Source organism: Pseudomonas sp. YL2, from assembly GCF_023063025.1.
GTDB classification, from domain to species: Bacteria; Pseudomonadota; Gammaproteobacteria; order Pseudomonadales; family Pseudomonadaceae; genus Aquipseudomonas; species Aquipseudomonas putida_A.
Genome location: NZ_JAJSLU010000003.1, coordinates 329,695 through 345,866, shown reverse-complemented (window position 1 = coordinate 345,866; position 16,172 = coordinate 329,695). Strand labels below are relative to the sequence as shown.

The following is a 16,172-nucleotide window of genomic DNA, read 5'->3' as shown; positions in this document are numbered from 1 at the left end:
AGGAAGTACAACGCATGAAGCGAATGGCCGGACTTTCCGCACTTGCCTTGATTATCTCCAGCACCAGTGGCTGCGGATGGGTCTGGGGCCCGGAAGGTTATTTCCGTGACCGTGGTAGCGATTACCTGGAAGCGCAACAGACTGCACCGATGCAACTGCCACCGAATGTCAGCACCTCCAAGCGTCTGGATCCGCTGTTGCCGATCCCGCGCAACGTGGCTGATGACACGGCGAAGGGCGAATACGTGGTACCGCGCCCGCAACCGCTGACGGCGGTTGCCGAGGCGACCGACTACTCGCTGCAGAAGAGCGGTGACTCGCGTTGGGTCGTGGCCCAGCACCCTCCGGCCGAAGTCTGGCCAGTGGCGGTACAGTTCTTCCAGGACAATGGTTTCCGGCTGGATGAACAGCGTCCGCAAACCGGCGAATTCACCACCACCTGGCAGCATTCCGACGAACTGTCCGCCGCCATGGCCAAGCGCCTGAGCGCCGCCGGTGTCGGTGCCGACAGCGAAACCCGCGTGCGGGTGCGTATCGAGCCAGGCGTGCAGCGCAACACCAGTGAAATCTACGTGGTCAGCGCCGAGCGTCCTGCCGGCAGCACCGCCGACGTCGATTTCACCAACCGTTCGGTCAACACTGGCCTGGACGCAGCGCTGGTTGACGACATGCTCGCGAGCATGAGCCGGATCTCCGAGAAGGGTGGTTCGGTGTCGATGCTGGCTTCGCGTGACTTCGATACCCCGAGCCGTGTCAGCCTCAGCGAAGACGGCAGTGGCAACCCGGTACTGAACGTCGGTCCGGACCTGGATCGTGCCTGGTCGAGCGTCGGTCGTGCGCTGGAGCAAGGTCAGTGGCGCGTTGAAGACATCAACCGCAGCCTGGGCCTGTACTACATCAACCTGGCCGAGAAAGCCGAGAAGAAAGACGACAAGCCTGGTTTCTTCAGCAGCCTGTTCGGCAGTGCGCCGACCAAGGAAGAAGTTGAAGCCCGCGCCGAGCGTTATCAGGTTCGCCTGAGCAAGGTCGGTGAGAACGTTCAGGTGACCGTAGAGAAGAACATCAATACCGTTGCGCCGGCCGATGTGGCGCGCAAAGTGTTGAGCGTGATTCAGGACAACCTGGGCTGATCACATGCGCTTTGCCGTTCTCGGCAGCGGTAGCCAAGGGAACGGCACGCTGATCGCCAGCGCTGATACCTATGTGCTGGTGGATTGTGGTTTTTCCCTGCGGGAAACCGAAAAACGCCTGTTGCGTCTGGGGGTTCACCCGGCGCAACTGAGCGCGATACTCGTAACCCACGAACATGCCGACCACGTGCATGGCGTGGGTTTGCTGTCTCGGCGCTACAATCTGCCGGTCTACCTCAGTCGCGGCACACTGCGCGGGATGCGCAAACCGATCGAACCCGCAGGCTATCTGGCCGGCGGCGAGCAGCTGCAGATCGGCGCTCTGAACATCGGGGTCATTGCCGTGGCCCATGATGCGCAGGAGCCGACCCAGTACGTATTCAGTGACAACGAGCAGCGGCGCTTCGGCCTGCTGACCGACCTGGGTTCCTACTGCGAGCGGGTGCTGGACGGCTATCGGGATCTCGATGCGTTGATGATCGAGTCCAACCACTGCCGCGACATGCTGGCCCGTGGTCATTACCCGTACTTTCTCAAGCAACGGGTGGGCGGCGAGCTGGGACATTTGAACAACCATCAGGCGGCATTCCTGGTGGCCGAGTTGGGGTGGCAGGGCTTGCAGCATCTGGTTCTCGCCCACCTGAGCAGCAAGAACAACCTGCCGCAGCTGGCCCGGCAATGTTTCGTCGACACCCTCGGGTGCGACCCGGACTGGCTGCAACTGGCCGATCAAGATTCAGGGCTCGACTGGCGCCATATCGCCTAGCCCATCTACTTAGCAAGCGGAGCCCATCATGGAAAAACGTGAAGAACTCTACCGCGGCAAAGCCAAATCGGTTTACAAGACCGACGACGCTGACCGTTTGATCCTGCTGTTTCGCAACGACACCTCGGCGTTCGACGGCAAGCGCATCGAGCAGCTCGACCGCAAAGGCATGGTGAACAACAAGTTCAACGCCTTCATCATGCAGAAACTCGAAGCGGCCGGCATTCCGACCCAATTCGACAAACTGCTGGGCGACAACGAGTGCCTGGTGAAGAAGCTGGACATGATCCCGGTCGAGTGCGTCGTGCGTAACTACGCCGCCGGCAGCCTGGTAAAACGTCTGGGCGTCGAAGAGGGCATGAAGCTCAACCCGTACACCTTCGAACTTTTCCTCAAGGACGACGCCAAGGGCGATCCGTTCATCAATGAATCCCACGTCGTGGCATTCGGTTGGGGCACCGCCGAGCAACTGGCACGCATGAAAGAACTGTCGCTCAAGGTCAACGAAGTCCTGAGCAAACTGTTCGACGACGCAGGCCTGCTGCTGGTCGACTTCAAGCTTGAATTCGGCGTGTTCAGCGACGGCTCGATCGTTTTGGGCGACGAGTTCAGCCCGGACGGCTGCCGCCTGTGGGACAAGGACACCAAGAAGAAGATGGACAAAGACCGCTTCCGCCAGGGCCTCGGTGACGTCATCGAAGCCTACGAAGAAGTCGCCAATCGTCTGGGTGTACCGCTTTAATCGACGCAAGCATCTGATAGCACGAAGAAATTTTCGAAAGAGGGTTTGCTTTCGGCAGAAGTGTTGTTATGATGCGCGCCGTTGGAGAGATGCCAGAGTGGCCGAATGGGACGGATTCGAAATCCGTTGTACCTTCACCGGTACCTAGGGTTCGAATCCCTATCTCTCCGCCATATCCAGAAAGCCCCTGTAATTCAATGAGTTACGGGGGTTTTTCTTTTTGGATTGTACTACTCGTTTGTACTACTAATCCCGATAGGTTTTGCGGGATTTTCCCCAAGGTACATCCGATTGAGCAGTACACCGCATGCACGTAGCGAATTCTGAAGCTCCACGGTTCCCTCCAGCGCCTCCCGAACCCAGCACGCCGGATAATCTTTCTCCTTGTGCCTAAAGCCTTCGACCTTGCCTCCCCTGTTCTCATCGATGAATGAGATGGACGCATTGTGGACGATCAGTTGATGATGTTTGACCATGTTCATGAAGGCGTGCGTATATCCGAACCACTCTGACGTTAGGGCGTCATTCAGGCGATCTTTAAGCTCTCCAGCCGGAAGGGCGTCTTTGACGTTGTGGATGTAGAAGTTGCCTGTGAGCGGCACGGGCAGCACTAGGCCATTCAGTAACTGCCCAAAGCTATCGTACGAATTGCGAGTGATTGCAACGCAGGCAATCAGGTTGGCTTCACTGATTAAACCAGCTTTATGAATGACGCCATCATCGTCCTCGCACCCGAATATCCGCTGTGCAAACTTTATTCCGTGCGGGTCGTTTTCGGCGTTGAATGCGGTGAAGGCATCGCGGGCGAGGCACTTGTGGTACTCGAAGATATCCCGTGATCGACCAAGCGAGTTGATGATCTGAACAAGCCTTTTGCCTGTGTCAGGCTGGCGAATCTTGACCTGTGCCCTCAGCGCCTCCAGGTTCCATGCGTCACTCATGTTCATTCCCTAACAAGTTGTATCGATCCAGTTTAGTCCGACTCGCTGCCAAGCAGGCGCATGTCATGCTTTCGGCATGGGCTGTAGGTTCTGCTGCCCTCAGGCAGATTGGGCTTAACTCCAACCGTTCGCTCGCTTGTGGTGCCCTCGTAGGTGAATGGCGCCGATATACTATGATGGCCTTTCAGCCACTCAGAGCCAGCCCGCATGACCGCCAACAACGCACCACCGACTAAGAAAGAGTTCTGCATCAATTTTCCCTTGTATGAGCAATTCACCTTCTCTGATGAGCACGATAGAGAAGGTTGGAATGTATTCTTTTCTCAAGAACCAATTGATACGTACTGCCCGGGCTGTAACGCACACAGCATTTTCCATCAGAATAACCTTGCCGACATTCCCGGTTATTCCGCTGCATGGGTGGGTAGTAAGCGTTATGCCGTAATACTTAAGTGCTCTAGGAGCGTGGATCACAAGCTGTTCTTTCTGTTCGATGTGGAGGGCAGGACTGTGCAGAAGATTGGACAGTATCCGTCCCTTGCCGATCTCAATACATTCGACGTGCGTCAGTACGCTGCTGTGCTAACGAAAGAGGATTTCAGAGAATTCACCAAAGCGATTGGTTTGGCTGCACACGGAGTGGGCGTCGGTTCGTTTGTTTACTTAAGACGAATATTTGAGAATCTTGTCGATGCTGCGTACCAGAACGCGAAAAAGGAAGATGGGTGGGATGACGATGCGTACCTCAACGGGCGTATGGCTGATCGGATAAAATTGCTTGCAGGGCACCTCCCTGACTTCCTTGTGGAAAATCGTTCGATGTACAAGATTCTCAGCCAAGGCTTGCATGAGCTGACTGAAAAAGAATGCCTGGCAGCGTTCCCCATCCTTAAAATGGGAATCGAATTGGTGCTTGACGAGCAATTAGCGGCTAAGGCCAAGCAGCAAAAGTTAGAGCAGGCAAAAAAGGCTATTCACGGTCTCGTCAGCAAAGCGAGTGCTGAAAAGTAGATCGACGTGGAGTGCTGCCCAAGTTGGCGTTTATGGCGGAAAATCACCACCGCCGCCAGAGCAGGGTCGCACTCTAGGAACGATCTTCGGTGGCTACGTCCAAAATAATCAGTGAGCAGCCAGAGGCGCCGATGGGCTATCGAATAACCGTTGCCTCTCGCCCGCCGAATGGCAGGAAGCACCCGCCTTCACTCTTCATCAGGAATCGGACTTTCAGCTCTTTGCCTTTTGAGAGGTTGTATCCAGCCTGTTTGTCTGCAAATTGAACCTGCAAGTCTTGCGTCCCTACGTGATCTACGTTCAATGAAACTTCGTCGGACTCCAGCAACACGACTTGGCCGCTCCATGTCATCCAGTGGTCTTTGTACTTGGCGTTAAAAATGTCGTCTTTCTTCTGGTCGCTGTAGGTGCTTTTGCACCCTACTTCAGCATTGGCCTGTGCGTAGCTGATGGAGCTATCGGGGTAGGTTGGAGCTGCTGGGGCGCTGGAGTATGAAGGCTGAGAGGCAGATAAAGATGTGGGCGTCGCAGGTGCGTCGAGCATCCCTTTAAGCACGAGTCCACCCAAGCCCACTGCTAGAATGATCCCGATGGTTCTGCTTCCCGCCATGATTCAATCCTTGAAATAATTAGAGGGAACGATGGTGGCAGATTGATACGAAAGCTGTCTAGGTAGGCGGGCATTTCCCAAATGAATTCTCAAATCCGCACCGCGAGGGTCGTGCTCTTGAGGGCATTCTTTGTTACAGCTCAGGGAAAATAATGGCTGGGGCCATACATTCCGAAACAGGGGTTATCACCTGAGCTACTTAACGCGAACAAGGAGTCACTCCATGAATGTGATGAATTACAACGGGTATGCCGCCCGAATTGAATACAGTGATGAAGATGGTCTTTTTGTTGGTCATATCGCTGGGATCAAGGACGTAGTAGGTTTTCATGGCGAATCTGTGAAAGAGCTTCGGTCAGCGTTCGAAGAGGCTGTTACTGACTATCTGGAGACTTGCGAAAAACTGGGTCGTGCCCCGCAAAGGCCTTATTCGGGCAATCTCAGTCTGCGTTTGGCGCCTGCTCTTCATGCGACTGTTGCCGTAAAAGCGCAATTGGCTCAAAAAAGCATTAATCAGTGGGTTGCGGATGTTCTTGACCGAGAGGCCCATGCCTAGCTTGATTCTGATGTGGAACTACAAGATCTTATGTACGTCGTTCCCGAGCAGAGCAAATAGCCCCGTAGCTGAGAAGCTGCGGGGCTTTTTTGTTTCTGCGGGTTTTACCGAGCACCCGCCTCAGCCACTCACGGCTGCGGATGCCCGAGCTTCTGTTTGATCAGGTCATACACTTCCTTGTGCGTCGAGTTGCGCAGGGTGTTGTCCTTGCAAGCCGAGGCCAGGAAGGTTTTCACTTCGTCCTTGGCGTGCGGATAGAGGCTGGCGACGTAGTCGGCTTCGTGTGTTTGGGTGCAGTTGAAGTGCTTGTCGTCTTTCGCTTTGTCTCTAGCCATGGTGCGGCTCCTTTTGAGTTTGAACGTCATTTGGCGAAACAGGGCTGGATGGCCCCGTACGCTGAACAGCGTAGGGGCGCAAAAGTGCTTTGCCAGTGCTTCAGACGAAAAAGGAAGAGGCTGTAGGACGCGGCGCCATCAGATTTCCTTCACCGGCGTCTCCCCCTGCACACCCTTGATCAACTCGATCACGTGTAAACAATCGGCCTTGTTCACATACGACTCGCCACTGGCAATCGTCTCGTGGTTCCCCGCCCGCAGCCTCCAGCGCCATTGGCCTTTGCCGGTGCTCGGGGTGCCTCGGGATTGCCTGTAGATCTCGAAATACATTCAGTTCGCTCCTTGCGATGGTGTTTGCGACAACCTGTGTGGCGCATCGTCGCAAGCCTAGCGGAGCGAGTTTTTTTCGCTATCGGGTATTTGTTTCCAATCGTTGGCAGATGTTTCTGAAGAGTGCGGGCTAGAGCGCACGCATCGGCGTCTGGATTGGCCAGAATGTCGCCCTTTGCACCTTGCAAGGCTATCGACGCTACTGCTTAATACGGGACGGCTCATGGCGTTGAAAATGCTTCGACGACCGACAAACACTATAAAAAGAGCACTCCATTGACTGAGCATGGAACGGCACAGGCCACACGGGTCACGTTATCGCTGGTTGTCCCGGTTTTTAACGAGGAGGACAGTCTCGACGCGTTCATTCTGCGCATCGATGAAGTCTTCCAGCACCAAGCCTCAATTGCTTTGGAGCTGGTGTTCATCAATGACGGTAGCACTGATGCCACACTTGAGCGGCTGTTGGATCGTCAGCGGCACGACTCGCGGCTGCGCATCGTCGATCTGAGCCGTAACTTCGGCAAAGAGGCGGCGTTGTCTGCGGGATTGCAAATCGCCACCGGGCAGATTGTGGTGCCTATCGATGCCGATCTGCAGGACCCACCCGAAGTCATTCTGCAAATGATCGAGCGATGGCGCGAGGGCTATGAAGTGGTGCTCGGTCATCGCGTCAGCCGCCGCAGCGACACCTGGGCCAAGCAGACGTCGGCGCATTGGTTCTACCGCCTGCATAACAAGATCGCCGAGCAACCGCTGCCGGAAAACGTCGGCGATTTCCGCCTGATGGACCGTTGTGTAGTCGATGCCTTGCTGACTTTGCCCGAGTCCCGGCGCTTCATGAAGGGCCTGTTCGCCTGGGTCGGTTTTCGGACTACCCACGTTGATTACGAGCGGCCCGAGCGCGTGGCGGGGCAGAGCAAATTCAACGGCTGGCGGCTGTGGAATTTTGCCCTGGAAGGCATCACCAGTTTCAGTACCGAACCGTTGCGGATCTGGACTTACATCGGCGCCGCGGTGTCGCTGGTGTCCTTTGCCTTTGCCATTTTTATCGTGTTGCGCACGCTGATCCACGGCGTCGACATGCCCGGTTATGCCTCGCTGATGGTGGCCGTGACGTTCCTCGGTGGCCTGCAATTGATTGGCATCGGCGTACTCGGCGAGTACCTCGGCCGCACTTATATCGAATCCAAACGCCGGCCGGTTTTTCTGGTGCGTCGCGTCTACGACCCCAAGGACTGAAACATGGATCTCAAGGAAACCGATATCCTCGGCGACAGCATCGGTGAGCATTGGTATTACTGTTCCAAAGCGGCGGCGACTCGTCGTCTGCTCGGTGATGTACCGATCACGCGGATTCTCGACGTGGGCGCCGGTTCCGGGTTTTTCTCGCACCATTTATTGACCCAAACCGCGGCGCAAGAGGCGTGGTGCGTCGACATCAGTTACCCCGCCGATTCCGATGCGACCACCGCCGGCAAACCGGTGCATTACCGCCGCGATATCGACGCCATCGACGCCGATCTGGTGCTGCTCATGGATGTGCTGGAGCATGTCGACGATGACCTTGGTCTGCTCAAGGCTTACGTTGACAAGGTGCCGTCCGGCAGCCGTTTCCTGATGACCGTGCCGGCGTTTCAGTTCCTGTGGAGCGGTCACGACGACTTCCTCGAACACAAGCGCCGCTACACCCTGCCGCAGTTTGAAACCCTGGCCCGTGATGCCGGTTTGAGCGTGCAGCGCGGTGCCTACTATTTCGGCGCGGTGTTTCCGATCGCGGCGGCGTTGCGTTTGCTGCCCAAAGGGCCGCAGGCCGCAGCGCCGCAGTCTCAGCTCAAACGCCATCATCCCTTGGTCAACGGCGTGCTCAAGACGTTGTGCAGCCTCGAGTTGCCGCTGATGAGCCACAACCGTCTGGCCGGGCTGAGCGTGTTCGTGCTGGCGCAAAAACCGTGACTTCAGTTGAAAGGAAAGCGCTGATCCAGCGCGGTCTGCGCTTTGCCGTGACCGGTCTGTTCGTCACCGCGCTGCATGCGCTGGTGGCTGTGCTGTTCATCAATTTCGTTGCGCCGCAACCGCCGCTGGCCAACGGAGTGGCGTTTGCCGTGGCAACGGTGGTGTCCTACGTGATCAATACCACCTGGAGTTTCTCGGCTCGGTTGCACGGCAGAACGTTGCTGCGATTTCTATTGGTATCGGCGTGCGGTTTTCTGTTGGCGATGTTTGTCGCGTGGGCCGCGCAGGTGGCCGGGTTGAATTATCTGTTGGGCATTGTCGCGGTGGCGCTGACGATTCCGGCATTCACGTTTGTCTTGCACAACTTCTGGACGTATCGATGAAGCTCTCCGCAACACATCGGGCGACTGCGCTGCTGCCCGTGCTCTTGGGAATTCTGGCGTTTTTCATTGTGGTCGGCCCACGTGCCTTGAACCCGATGAACATTGCATGGCTGGGCGACGGCGACCCCGCCACGCACTATCAGGGTTGGGTTTTTTTTCGTCATTCGCCCTGGACGTTTCCACTGGGGCTTAACCCGAGCTATGGGCTGGAGTTGGGTAACGGGATAATTTTCTCGGATTCCAATCCGTTGTTCGCTTTTATCTTCAAACCGTTCTCAGCCCTGTTGCCTGAACCCTTCCAGTATTTCGGGTTGTGGCTACTGACGTGTTTCGTTCTGCAGAGCTGGTTTGCCTGGAAGCTGATTGGCCTGTTCAGTCGCGACGTGGCGTTGCGTTTGCTTGGTGCAGGAATGTTTTTGTTCATTCCGGCGATGATCGTCCGCATGAGCGTACATCTGTCCCTGGCTGGGCATTTTCTGTTGCTGGCAGGGTTATATCTGGCATTGCGCCCCTTTACGCCGAAACGCCGCCTCGCCTGGGGCGCGCTGCTGGCGGCAGCTGCGCTGGTGCACGCTTATTTGCTGGCGATGGTTGCGTTGATCTGGCTTGCCGACCTTGCCGCCAAAACCCTTCAGCGGCGCCAGACGCCGGGTAAGGCCTTGATCGAGTTGATCGGTCTGTTTCTGCTGGTCAGTGTCTGCTGCTGGCAGGCGGGTTATTTCAGCATAGGCGACAGCGGTCTGGCGTTGATGGGGTATGGCCTGTTCCGGGCGAATGTGCTGACCTTTTTCGATGCGGGTGTCTGGTCCTATACCTTGCAGGACATGCCGGGTGTACTGGGCGACGGCGACGGGTTCGCATTTCTGGGCCTGGGCGTGATCTGCCTGGGGATCTTTGCCTTGGTGCCGGTGCTGCAAGGGACGACTGACCTGGGAGCCAAGGCTCGCCGTTACCCGTTGGTTTTGCTCGCGCTGGCAGGGCTGGCGATATTCGCCGTTTCCAACAATATCGGCATAGGGCCATTCGAATTCAGGATTCCGCTGCCGGATGCGGTGGTTGCCGTGGCCACGATTTTTCGTGGCTCGGGGCGAATGATCTGGCCGCTCATGTACATGGCCATTTTTGCGATCCTTTATGTGGTGATTCGCGGACACTCCTCGCGCGTGGCGTTGATGCTGCTGAGTGTGGCGCTGGTGGTTCAGGTGGCAGACACGCGCGCCGGTTGGGCGGTGTCGCGCGGTTTCTTCATGGCCACGCCGTCGCCCTCATGGAAGACGCCATTGGTCGACCCGTTCTGGGAGCAGGCGGCGAAGCGTTATCAGGCAGTACGCTGGCTGCGTCCGGAGAATTATCCGGAACAGTGGATGACCCTGGCAGACTACTCGGGTCGCCATCACTTGCCGACCAACGCGGTCTACCTTCGGCGCGTCAGTACGGTTGCCACTGAAGCCGCTCAAGCGGTGTCGGATCGAATGGTCAGTTCTGGAAACTATGCAGCCGATACCCTGTACGTGCTCAGTAACCGTACTGTGCTGGAAGCAGCTCTGACCGTGAATCGCGACACCGATGTGCTCGCCAGAATTGACGGGTTGAACGTGTTGGCGCCGGGCTGGAAGCGTTGCGCCGACTGCCTGCCGATATCGGCCCCGGACCCATTGACGCTGATCCCGCCACTCAAGTCGGGCGAGAGAGTCGTGTTCAATCCCAGCAGTCTGGCGACGTTTTTCCTCGGTAAAGGGTGGTCGAACAATGAACCGTGGGGCACCTGGTCCGAGGGCAGTGAGTCGCAAATTGCCCTGCGACCGACTGCTCGGGTGCACTCGTTCTTGCTGGAAACCACTGCGTTACTGGCCCCTTCACACACCGAGCAAGCAGTGGAAATTTTCGTCAACGATGTACGCGTGCTGTCCACCCGGCTGGTCAAGCCTGAAGCGAATCGCCTGAATGTCGAGTTGCCGGTCGAAGTGCAGCAGCGTGTCGAGCATCAAGGTGTGCTGAATATTCGTTTCAAATACGCCAACGCTATCAGCCCGGGGGAGTTGGGCATGGGCAAGGACATGCGCAAGCTGGCGATCGGGATACAGGCGTTGACGGTGAATTGAGCCGGTGTTGTTCCTTTCGCCCATAGACGCTGTCCATGGGCCTTTCTAAACTGCCCGCAGACCGGGGAGTAGGGGCAATGGATGAATCGAAATGAATTACGCAAGGCCGACATCAATCTGATGGTGGTGTTCGAGACCTTGATGCTCGAACGCAACGTGACCCGGGCGGCGGAGAAGCTGTTTCTCGGCCAGCCGACCATCAGTTCGGCGCTCAATCGCTTGCGCGCGATGTTCAACGATCCGCTGTTCATTCGCGTCGGCCATCGCATGGAGCCGACTGCCCGGGCCGAAGAACTGTTCAAATACCTGTCGCCGGCCCTCGACTCACTGTCGGTGGCGCTCAGCCTGACTCACGATTTCGACCCGGCCGTGAGCAACATGACGTTCCGGATCGGCCTGTCCGATGATGTCGAATTCGGCCTGCTGCCACCGTTGCTGCGGGCGCTGCGTCAGGAAGCACCCAGCGTAGTGTTCGTGGTGCAACACGTCGACTACTGGCGCATCCCCGACCTGCTGGCCGCCGGCGACATCACCGTCGGCATCAGTCAGACCCGGGGCCTGCCGGCCAATGCCAAGCGCAAACTGCTGCGGCATATCCAGCCAAGCATTCTGCGCGCCGACGCCTCGGATTCGCCGCTGACCCTCGATGAATACTGTTCGCGCCCACACGTACTGGTGTCGCACACCGCCAACATCAGCGGCTATGCCGATGAGTGGCTGGCGGAAATCGGCCGCACCCGGCATGTGGTGTTGTCGGTGCCGCAATACAGTGCGCTGCCGGCATTGCTGGCCGGCACCGACCTGATCGCCAGCCTGCCGGACTACACCGCCGAAGCCATGGCTGCCTCCGGGCTGTTGTTCAAGGAACCGTTTCCGTTCAAGACGCCGATGCTGGATCTGTCGATGGTCTGGCTCAGCCACGTCGACAGCGACCCGGCCGAGCGCTGGCTGCGGTCGCGGCTTGAGGCGTTCATGAGTGAGCGGCCACTGACCGCGCCCTGAATCCCACCACAAATCTCCCCTGTAGGAGTGAGCCTGCTCGCGATGAGGGTGTGTCAGTCGACATTGATGTTGTCTGACACGACGCCATCGCGAGCAGGCTCACTCCTACAGGGTTTGCGTTCGTCTGGTCGGGCTGCTTTGCTCAATGGCAATGACCCCGGCTGGAGACTTGTCCGATGAGCATTTCCCGATCGTTGCTGCGTGGGCGCGGCAGTCTCGACAGTGGCAAGGTCGGCATGGTCGAGTTGTTTTTCGATCTGGTGTTCGTGTTTGCCGTGACTCAGCTCTCGCATTCGTTGCTCGCGCATTTGTCGATCCTGGGCGCGGTGCAGGTGGCGCTGTTGATGGTCGCGGTGTGGTGGGTGTGGATTTTCACTTCGTGGATCACCAACTGGCTCGACCCGGAAAAATTGCCGATCCGTCTCGGCCTGTTCGGGCTGATGATCGCCGGTCTGTTGCTGTCGTCCTCGATCCCCAGGGCTTTCACCGAGCGCGGGCTGATGTTTGCCTCGGCGTTCGTGTTCATGCAGGTCGGGCGCACGTTGTTTGCGATCTGGGCGGTGCGTGGCGAATCGCTGAGCATGACCCGTAACTTCCAGCGAATTCTGGCGTGGTTGATGTGCTCCGGCGTGTTCTGGATCGTCGGAGCCTTTCTTGACGGGCAACAACGTCTGCTGTGTTGGGCGCTGGCGCTGCTGATCGAGCTGATCTCGCCTTCGCTGTATTTCTGGGTGCCGGGGCTGGGGCGTTCGTCGTTGAACGACTGGAACGTCGAAGGCAATCACATGGCCGAGCGCTGCGCGCTGTTCGTGATCATCGCCCTGGGCGAATCGTTGCTGGTCACCGGCGCGACGTTCGCCGAACTGACGCTGAACGCCACCGGAGTCATGGCGTTTCTGGTGGCGGTGCTGGGCAGCATCGGCATGTGGTGGGTGTACTTCGACAGCGGCGCCGAGCGCGCGCATCACCGCATCGCGCATTCGAGCGATCCCGGGCGCCAGGCGCGCATCGCCTACACCTACCTGCACGTGCTGATTGTTGCCGGGGTGATTGTCAGTGCGGTGGCCGACGAACTGGTGCTGGTGCATCCGGATCACGCCAGTGACGCCGGGATCCTGGTGATCGTGGGCGGTCCATGGCTGTTTCTGTTGGGCAATGCGCTGTTCAAGTGGGTCATGTCCGACCGACCGCTGCCGCCGTTGTCGCATTTGGCGGGGCTTGTGATGCTTACGCTGGCGCTGCCGCTGGCGTTGAACCACTGGTTTTCGGCGCTGATGCTCGGGGCGCTGACCACGGCGATCGTGGTGCTGGTGGCGCTGTGGGAAAGCCTGGCATTGCGTCAGACGTCGGCCTCGATAACCTCGGAAAAACCCGCAGGAGAGTAGGCCAGCGCTGTGGTATATGTACAACCTTTCTGCCGATTGACTGGAGCACCCCATGCCACACCTGCACATGGAATACACCGCCAACCTGCCGCAGTTGAACGCTGATGTGGCGTTGATCCGGCTCAACAACGCCCTGGTGGGTTCCGGTCAGTTCGCTGCGGAGTTCGATATCAAGAGCCGGGCGTTGAAGGTCGAGACCTTCAAGGTCGGTACCGGCATGGGTGAACGTGCTTTCGTCCACGTGAAGCTGGCGCTGCTCAGCGGTCGCTCGCCGCAGATCAAGAAGCAGCTCTCGGACAGCCTGCTGGCGGTGTTGCAGGATCTGTGCGAATGGCCGGCCGGGGTCGAAGTGCAGCTTTGCGTGGAGTTGCTCGATATCGACCGCGATTCCTACACCAAGACTGCCATCGGCGTGTAGGACTCAGGCCGCTTCCAGCTCACTGCACACCTTGATCACCTGCTCGCGCAGCCAGACGTTGGCGCTGTCCTGATCGGCGTTCTGGCTCCATTGCATGTCGAGGGTAAACCCCGGCAGGCCGTTCGGCGCCTCGCAGTGATTGAACACCGCGTCGTTGGTCAGCAGGCGCTGGATGCGCCGGGGCAGGGTGAGGATGAAGTCGGTGCCGGTGATCATCTTCAATGCCGCGCTGTAGCTGTTGGAACGCGCGACGATCTGCCGTTTCTGCGCCTGACGCGCCAGCCAGCCATCGACCATGTTGGTGGTGGAAGTCCACGGTGTCGGGAACACATGGCGCCGCTCGGTGAAGGCCTGCAGGCTCAGGCGCGGTTCCAGCGGCGTGGCGCGTTTGTCGAAGACACAGACCAGATCGTCCTCCAGCAGCATCCGCGATTTAAGGTCGGTGTGGCTGCGGTGGAAGTTGGGGCCGAAGCAGATCACCAGGTCGAGGCTGCCGTCGCGCAGTTCGTCGGCGGGCACATCGGTCTCGAACTTGTGCATGTTGACCACCACCGGCAAATCGTCGAAGTCGAAACGCTTCAACAGCCGTGGCAGTACCAATTGCTCGAAGTATTCCGGGGCGCAGATATTGAAGGTCACCGCTTGCCGGGTCGGATCGAAGGCCGGGGCGCCGGCGTGGCACAGGTTGATGCTTTCGAGGATCTTCTGCACATGGCCGTACATGGTGCCGGCCTTGTAGGTGGGACGCATGCCCGTGCGGGTGTTGATGAACAACTCGTCTTCGAAACTGGTGCGCAATTTTTTCAGGCAATAGCTGACAGTGGACTGGCTGACGCACAGCGTCTCCGAGACATCCGTGACGCTGCTTTGCTCATACACGGCGATAAACACCATGAGGTCCTGCATGTCGAGCTTTCGAAGCAAGTTACTGTTCAGCATCCGTTCCGTCTCGCTGTGCTCCTTGCGCTGAATCCGCGCAAACGTGTGCGCATGATCGTAGCGGAACGATGGTGCCAGGACAAAGCCCTGTAGGACGTTTCAATGTCGCCAGTGGGACAGAAACTTTTAGCAACACGACGTCGACAAATAAACCGCAAAAAGATGGCAACAGGCCTCTAGCCCAGCGGCGGCATTCGGCTTCAACGGATGTGTCGGGCGTACAGCCGAGGGTCAAAGCGCAGCACTATCAGCAGCATCACCACCATCACTGCGGTCAGCGACCACCAGGCCCATTCGAAGCTGCCGAGACGGTCGCGGATGATTCCGGCCAGCAGCGGCGAAAGCCCGGCGATCAAGTAGCCGATGCCTTGCACGAACGCGGTCAGGCTGCCGGCGCGCTGCGGGTTGTCGAGGTGATCGAGGGAGACGATCAGACTCATGGGGAACAGGCCGCCAATCCCCAGCCCCAACAGGCATGGCCACAGCAGGCTCAGGTGTTGTGGGCTGAGGATCAGTCCGCAGAAGCCGCCGATGATCAGCAACAGCAACGCTGCGAGGACGGCACGGCGATCACGGCTACGGTTGGCGATGGCCGGCGTCAGCAGCCCGGAAACCACCTCCATGGCGGTCAGAAATCCCAGCAGCAGCCCGGCCTGCTGTTCGCTCCAGCCTTGCTCCACGTAGTACGGCGCCAGCCAGGCGAGTACGCAGGTGTAGGACGCCGTGCCGAGGCCGAAGAAGAGGGCGAGCAGCCAGGCGCGGGAATTACGCGTGAAGGACTCTTTTCCTACAGGCGTGATCTGGAGGGATGACGGGATCGACTGTGTCCACCAGACCAGCAACGCGAGCAAGGAAAGTGCCGCCCAGATCGCCAAGCCGATGCGCCAGCTGCCGGTCTGCCCCAGCACCAGCGGCGAAAATGAGGCGGCCAGCGCGGCGCCGCCCATGATCGATGTGACATACAGGCCCATGCACAGCGCCACATGGTCGGGGAAGCGTGACTTGATCAGCACCGGCATCAGCGCCTGAATCAGGGCGATACCCATCCCGGCCAGCACCGCGCTGCCAATCAACTGCGGTGCCGAATCGAGCACCAGCCGCGACAGCGTCGCCAGACCGATGATCGACAATGACAAGATCACCGTGCGTTGCTCGCCCAGGCGCCGGCTGATGCCGATACCGAAAAACATCGCCAGCCCCATCGCCACCACCGGCAGCATGGTCAGCAGCGAAGCCACGCTGAAACTCAGCGGGATATCGCCACGAATTGCCGACAGCAACGGCCCGACGGCGGCCATGGATGGGCGCAGATTGAGTGCGACGAGAATGATCCCGAACATCAGCCAGGCAGCGGGGCGAGCGGGGGCGCGGACGTGTTCCATCGGCAGACTCTGGATTGCGGAGGCTGTCGATTAGGCGGCGCAGCGTACTAATCGGCAAATCAGATTTCCCGAGCATTATTTAAAAATTAAATATGGCTCTCCTACATGGGGAGGTTCGGATTCCTCTTGCCAATCACGCTGTAAGACTATTCTTTCTCTCTGGCAGGACATTTCGTTACAGCTC

18 protein-coding genes and 1 tRNA gene are annotated in these 16,172 nt (G+C 58.3%); 13 read left to right on the top strand and 6 right to left on the bottom strand.

From position 1 onward, the window contains the following. Nucleotides 1-14 precede the first annotated feature (14 nt). From bamC to LVD08_RS06890, 4 genes are all read left to right on the top strand, one after another. The gene (bamC, locus tag LVD08_RS06905) at nt 15-1,130 is read left to right on the top strand and encodes an outer membrane protein assembly factor BamC (RefSeq protein ID WP_027614466.1); all 1,116 of its coding nucleotides are present in this window, start codon (nt 15-17) and stop codon (nt 1,128-1,130) included. Nucleotides 1,131-1,134: 4 nt separating this feature from the next. Further along, nucleotides 1,135-1,896, top strand: coding sequence for an MBL fold metallo-hydrolase (locus LVD08_RS06900; RefSeq protein WP_027614467.1), 762 nt, complete (start codon nt 1,135-1,137; stop codon nt 1,894-1,896). Nucleotides 1,897-1,924: 28 nt separating this feature from the next. Beyond that, nucleotides 1,925-2,638, top strand: a complete 714-nt coding sequence (gene purC, locus LVD08_RS06895; RefSeq protein WP_007963288.1) for a phosphoribosylaminoimidazolesuccinocarboxamide synthase — start codon at nt 1,925-1,927, stop codon at nt 2,636-2,638. 83 nt (nt 2,639-2,721) lie between these two features. After that, nucleotides 2,722-2,811: transfer RNA gene (locus LVD08_RS06890), tRNA-Ser, on the top strand. A 57-nt stretch (nt 2,812-2,868) separates the two neighbouring features. Here the strand turns inward: LVD08_RS06890 and LVD08_RS06885 are convergent. Beyond that, nucleotides 2,869-3,579 (bottom strand): hypothetical protein, encoded by a 711-nt coding sequence (locus tag LVD08_RS06885; protein ID WP_247267792.1) that lies wholly within the window; start codon nt 3,577-3,579, stop codon nt 2,869-2,871. Between the two features lie 207 nt (nt 3,580-3,786). Here LVD08_RS06885 and LVD08_RS06880 point away from each other — a divergent pair, with 207 nt between their 5' ends. Further along, the gene (locus tag LVD08_RS06880) at nt 3,787-4,590 is read left to right on the top strand and encodes a short-chain dehydrogenase (RefSeq protein WP_247267791.1); all 804 of its coding nucleotides are present in this window, start codon (nt 3,787-3,789) and stop codon (nt 4,588-4,590) included. Nucleotides 4,591-4,726: 136 nt separating this feature from the next. Here LVD08_RS06880 and LVD08_RS06875 read toward each other — a convergent pair whose 3' ends face one another. Further along, complete coding sequence (locus LVD08_RS06875) at nt 4,727-5,200, bottom strand: hypothetical protein (RefSeq protein ID WP_247267790.1); 474 nt, start codon at nt 5,198-5,200, stop codon at nt 4,727-4,729. 223 nt (nt 5,201-5,423) lie between these two features. On the opposite strand from LVD08_RS06875, the gene LVD08_RS06870 reads away from it, so the two are divergent. Continuing rightward, entirely contained in the window at nt 5,424-5,756 is a 333-nt protein-coding gene (locus LVD08_RS06870) for a type II toxin-antitoxin system HicB family antitoxin (protein WP_095138544.1), read from the top strand. A 128-nt stretch (nt 5,757-5,884) separates the two neighbouring features. Here LVD08_RS06870 and LVD08_RS06865 read toward each other — a convergent pair whose 3' ends face one another. Both LVD08_RS06865 and LVD08_RS06860 read right to left on the bottom strand, forming a co-directional pair. After that, entirely contained in the window at nt 5,885-6,091 is a 207-nt protein-coding gene (locus LVD08_RS06865) for a hypothetical protein (RefSeq protein ID WP_027614505.1), read from the bottom strand. Between the two features lie 138 nt (nt 6,092-6,229). Next, the gene (locus tag LVD08_RS06860; RefSeq protein ID WP_007963291.1) at nt 6,230-6,421 is read right to left on the bottom strand and encodes a YegP family protein; all 192 of its coding nucleotides are present in this window, start codon (nt 6,419-6,421) and stop codon (nt 6,230-6,232) included. Nucleotides 6,422-6,697: 276 nt separating this feature from the next. On the opposite strand from LVD08_RS06860, the gene LVD08_RS06855 reads away from it, so the two are divergent. The 7 genes from LVD08_RS06855 (at nt 6,698) to LVD08_RS06825 (ending at nt 13,667) form a co-directional block, all read left to right on the top strand. After that, nucleotides 6,698-7,663: a glycosyltransferase family 2 protein gene (locus LVD08_RS06855; RefSeq protein ID WP_247267789.1), complete on the top strand. Its 966-nt coding sequence runs from the start codon at nt 6,698-6,700 to the stop codon at nt 7,661-7,663. Between the two features lie 3 nt (nt 7,664-7,666). Beyond that, nucleotides 7,667-8,377, top strand: a complete 711-nt coding sequence (locus LVD08_RS06850; protein WP_210557897.1) for a class I SAM-dependent methyltransferase — start codon at nt 7,667-7,669, stop codon at nt 8,375-8,377. Continuing rightward, complete coding sequence (locus tag LVD08_RS06845; RefSeq protein ID WP_103368274.1) at nt 8,374-8,760, top strand: GtrA family protein; 387 nt, start codon at nt 8,374-8,376, stop codon at nt 8,758-8,760. Before LVD08_RS06850 ends, LVD08_RS06845 begins: the two co-directional genes overlap by 4 nt. Further along, nucleotides 8,757-10,862 (top strand): DUF6311 domain-containing protein, encoded by a 2,106-nt coding sequence (locus tag LVD08_RS06840; RefSeq protein WP_247267788.1) that lies wholly within the window; start codon nt 8,757-8,759, stop codon nt 10,860-10,862. Before LVD08_RS06845 ends, LVD08_RS06840 begins: the two co-directional genes overlap by 4 nt. A gap of 81 nt (nt 10,863-10,943) precedes the next feature. Further along, nucleotides 10,944-11,864 carry a LysR substrate-binding domain-containing protein gene (locus LVD08_RS06835; protein ID WP_027614510.1) on the top strand — a complete coding sequence of 307 codons (921 nt, stop codon included), beginning with the start codon at nt 10,944-10,946 and terminating at the stop codon, nt 11,862-11,864. A 176-nt stretch (nt 11,865-12,040) separates the two neighbouring features. Next, nucleotides 12,041-13,249 carry a low temperature requirement protein A gene (locus LVD08_RS06830; RefSeq protein ID WP_247267787.1) on the top strand — a complete coding sequence of 403 codons (1,209 nt, stop codon included), beginning with the start codon at nt 12,041-12,043 and terminating at the stop codon, nt 13,247-13,249. Between the two features lie 52 nt (nt 13,250-13,301). Beyond that, entirely contained in the window at nt 13,302-13,667 is a 366-nt protein-coding gene (locus tag LVD08_RS06825) for a 5-carboxymethyl-2-hydroxymuconate Delta-isomerase (protein ID WP_150370452.1), read from the top strand. A 3-nt stretch (nt 13,668-13,670) separates the two neighbouring features. Here the strand turns inward: LVD08_RS06825 and LVD08_RS06820 are convergent, their stop codons facing one another. Together LVD08_RS06820 and LVD08_RS06815 are read right to left on the bottom strand one after the other, a co-directional pair. Next, the gene (locus tag LVD08_RS06820; protein ID WP_027614513.1) at nt 13,671-14,606 is read right to left on the bottom strand and encodes a LysR family transcriptional regulator; all 936 of its coding nucleotides are present in this window, start codon (nt 14,604-14,606) and stop codon (nt 13,671-13,673) included. A gap of 200 nt (nt 14,607-14,806) precedes the next feature. Next, complete coding sequence (locus LVD08_RS06815; RefSeq protein ID WP_247267786.1) at nt 14,807-15,988, bottom strand: cyanate transporter; 1,182 nt, start codon at nt 15,986-15,988, stop codon at nt 14,807-14,809. Between the last annotated feature and the right edge of the window lie 184 nt (nt 15,989-16,172).

Excerpts from the sequence above, each read along its gene's own strand:
- LVD08_RS06835 (WP_027614510.1), top strand. The coding sequence starts at position 10,944 with ATGAATCGAAATGAATTACGCAAGGCCGACATCAATCTGATGGTGGTG.
- LVD08_RS06850 (WP_210557897.1), top strand. The coding sequence starts at position 7,667 with ATGGATCTCAAGGAAACCGATATCCTCGGCGACAGCATCGGTGAGCAT.
- LVD08_RS06900 (WP_027614467.1), top strand. The coding sequence starts at position 1,135 with ATGCGCTTTGCCGTTCTCGGCAGCGGTAGCCAAGGGAACGGCACGCTG.
- bamC (WP_027614466.1), top strand. The coding sequence starts at position 15 with ATGAAGCGAATGGCCGGACTTTCCGCACTTGCCTTGATTATCTCCAGC.
- LVD08_RS06840 (WP_247267788.1), top strand. The coding sequence starts at position 8,757 with ATGAAGCTCTCCGCAACACATCGGGCGACTGCGCTGCTGCCCGTGCTC.
- LVD08_RS06885 (WP_247267792.1), bottom strand. The coding sequence starts at position 3,579 with ATGAGTGACGCATGGAACCTGGAGGCGCTGAGGGCACAGGTCAAGATT.
- LVD08_RS06875 (WP_247267790.1), bottom strand. The coding sequence starts at position 5,200 with ATGGCGGGAAGCAGAACCATCGGGATCATTCTAGCAGTGGGCTTGGGT.
- LVD08_RS06825 (WP_150370452.1), top strand. The coding sequence starts at position 13,302 with ATGCCACACCTGCACATGGAATACACCGCCAACCTGCCGCAGTTGAAC.
- LVD08_RS06880 (WP_247267791.1), top strand. The coding sequence starts at position 3,787 with ATGACCGCCAACAACGCACCACCGACTAAGAAAGAGTTCTGCATCAAT.
- LVD08_RS06830 (WP_247267787.1), top strand. The coding sequence starts at position 12,041 with ATGAGCATTTCCCGATCGTTGCTGCGTGGGCGCGGCAGTCTCGACAGT.
- LVD08_RS06870 (WP_095138544.1), top strand. The coding sequence starts at position 5,424 with ATGAATGTGATGAATTACAACGGGTATGCCGCCCGAATTGAATACAGT.
- LVD08_RS06860 (WP_007963291.1), bottom strand. The coding sequence starts at position 6,421 with ATGTATTTCGAGATCTACAGGCAATCCCGAGGCACCCCGAGCACCGGC.
- LVD08_RS06820 (WP_027614513.1), bottom strand. The coding sequence starts at position 14,606 with ATGCTGAACAGTAACTTGCTTCGAAAGCTCGACATGCAGGACCTCATG.
- LVD08_RS06865 (WP_027614505.1), bottom strand. The coding sequence starts at position 6,091 with ATGGCTAGAGACAAAGCGAAAGACGACAAGCACTTCAACTGCACCCAA.
- LVD08_RS06815 (WP_247267786.1), bottom strand. The coding sequence starts at position 15,988 with ATGGAACACGTCCGCGCCCCCGCTCGCCCCGCTGCCTGGCTGATGTTC.
- purC (WP_007963288.1), top strand. The coding sequence starts at position 1,925 with ATGGAAAAACGTGAAGAACTCTACCGCGGCAAAGCCAAATCGGTTTAC.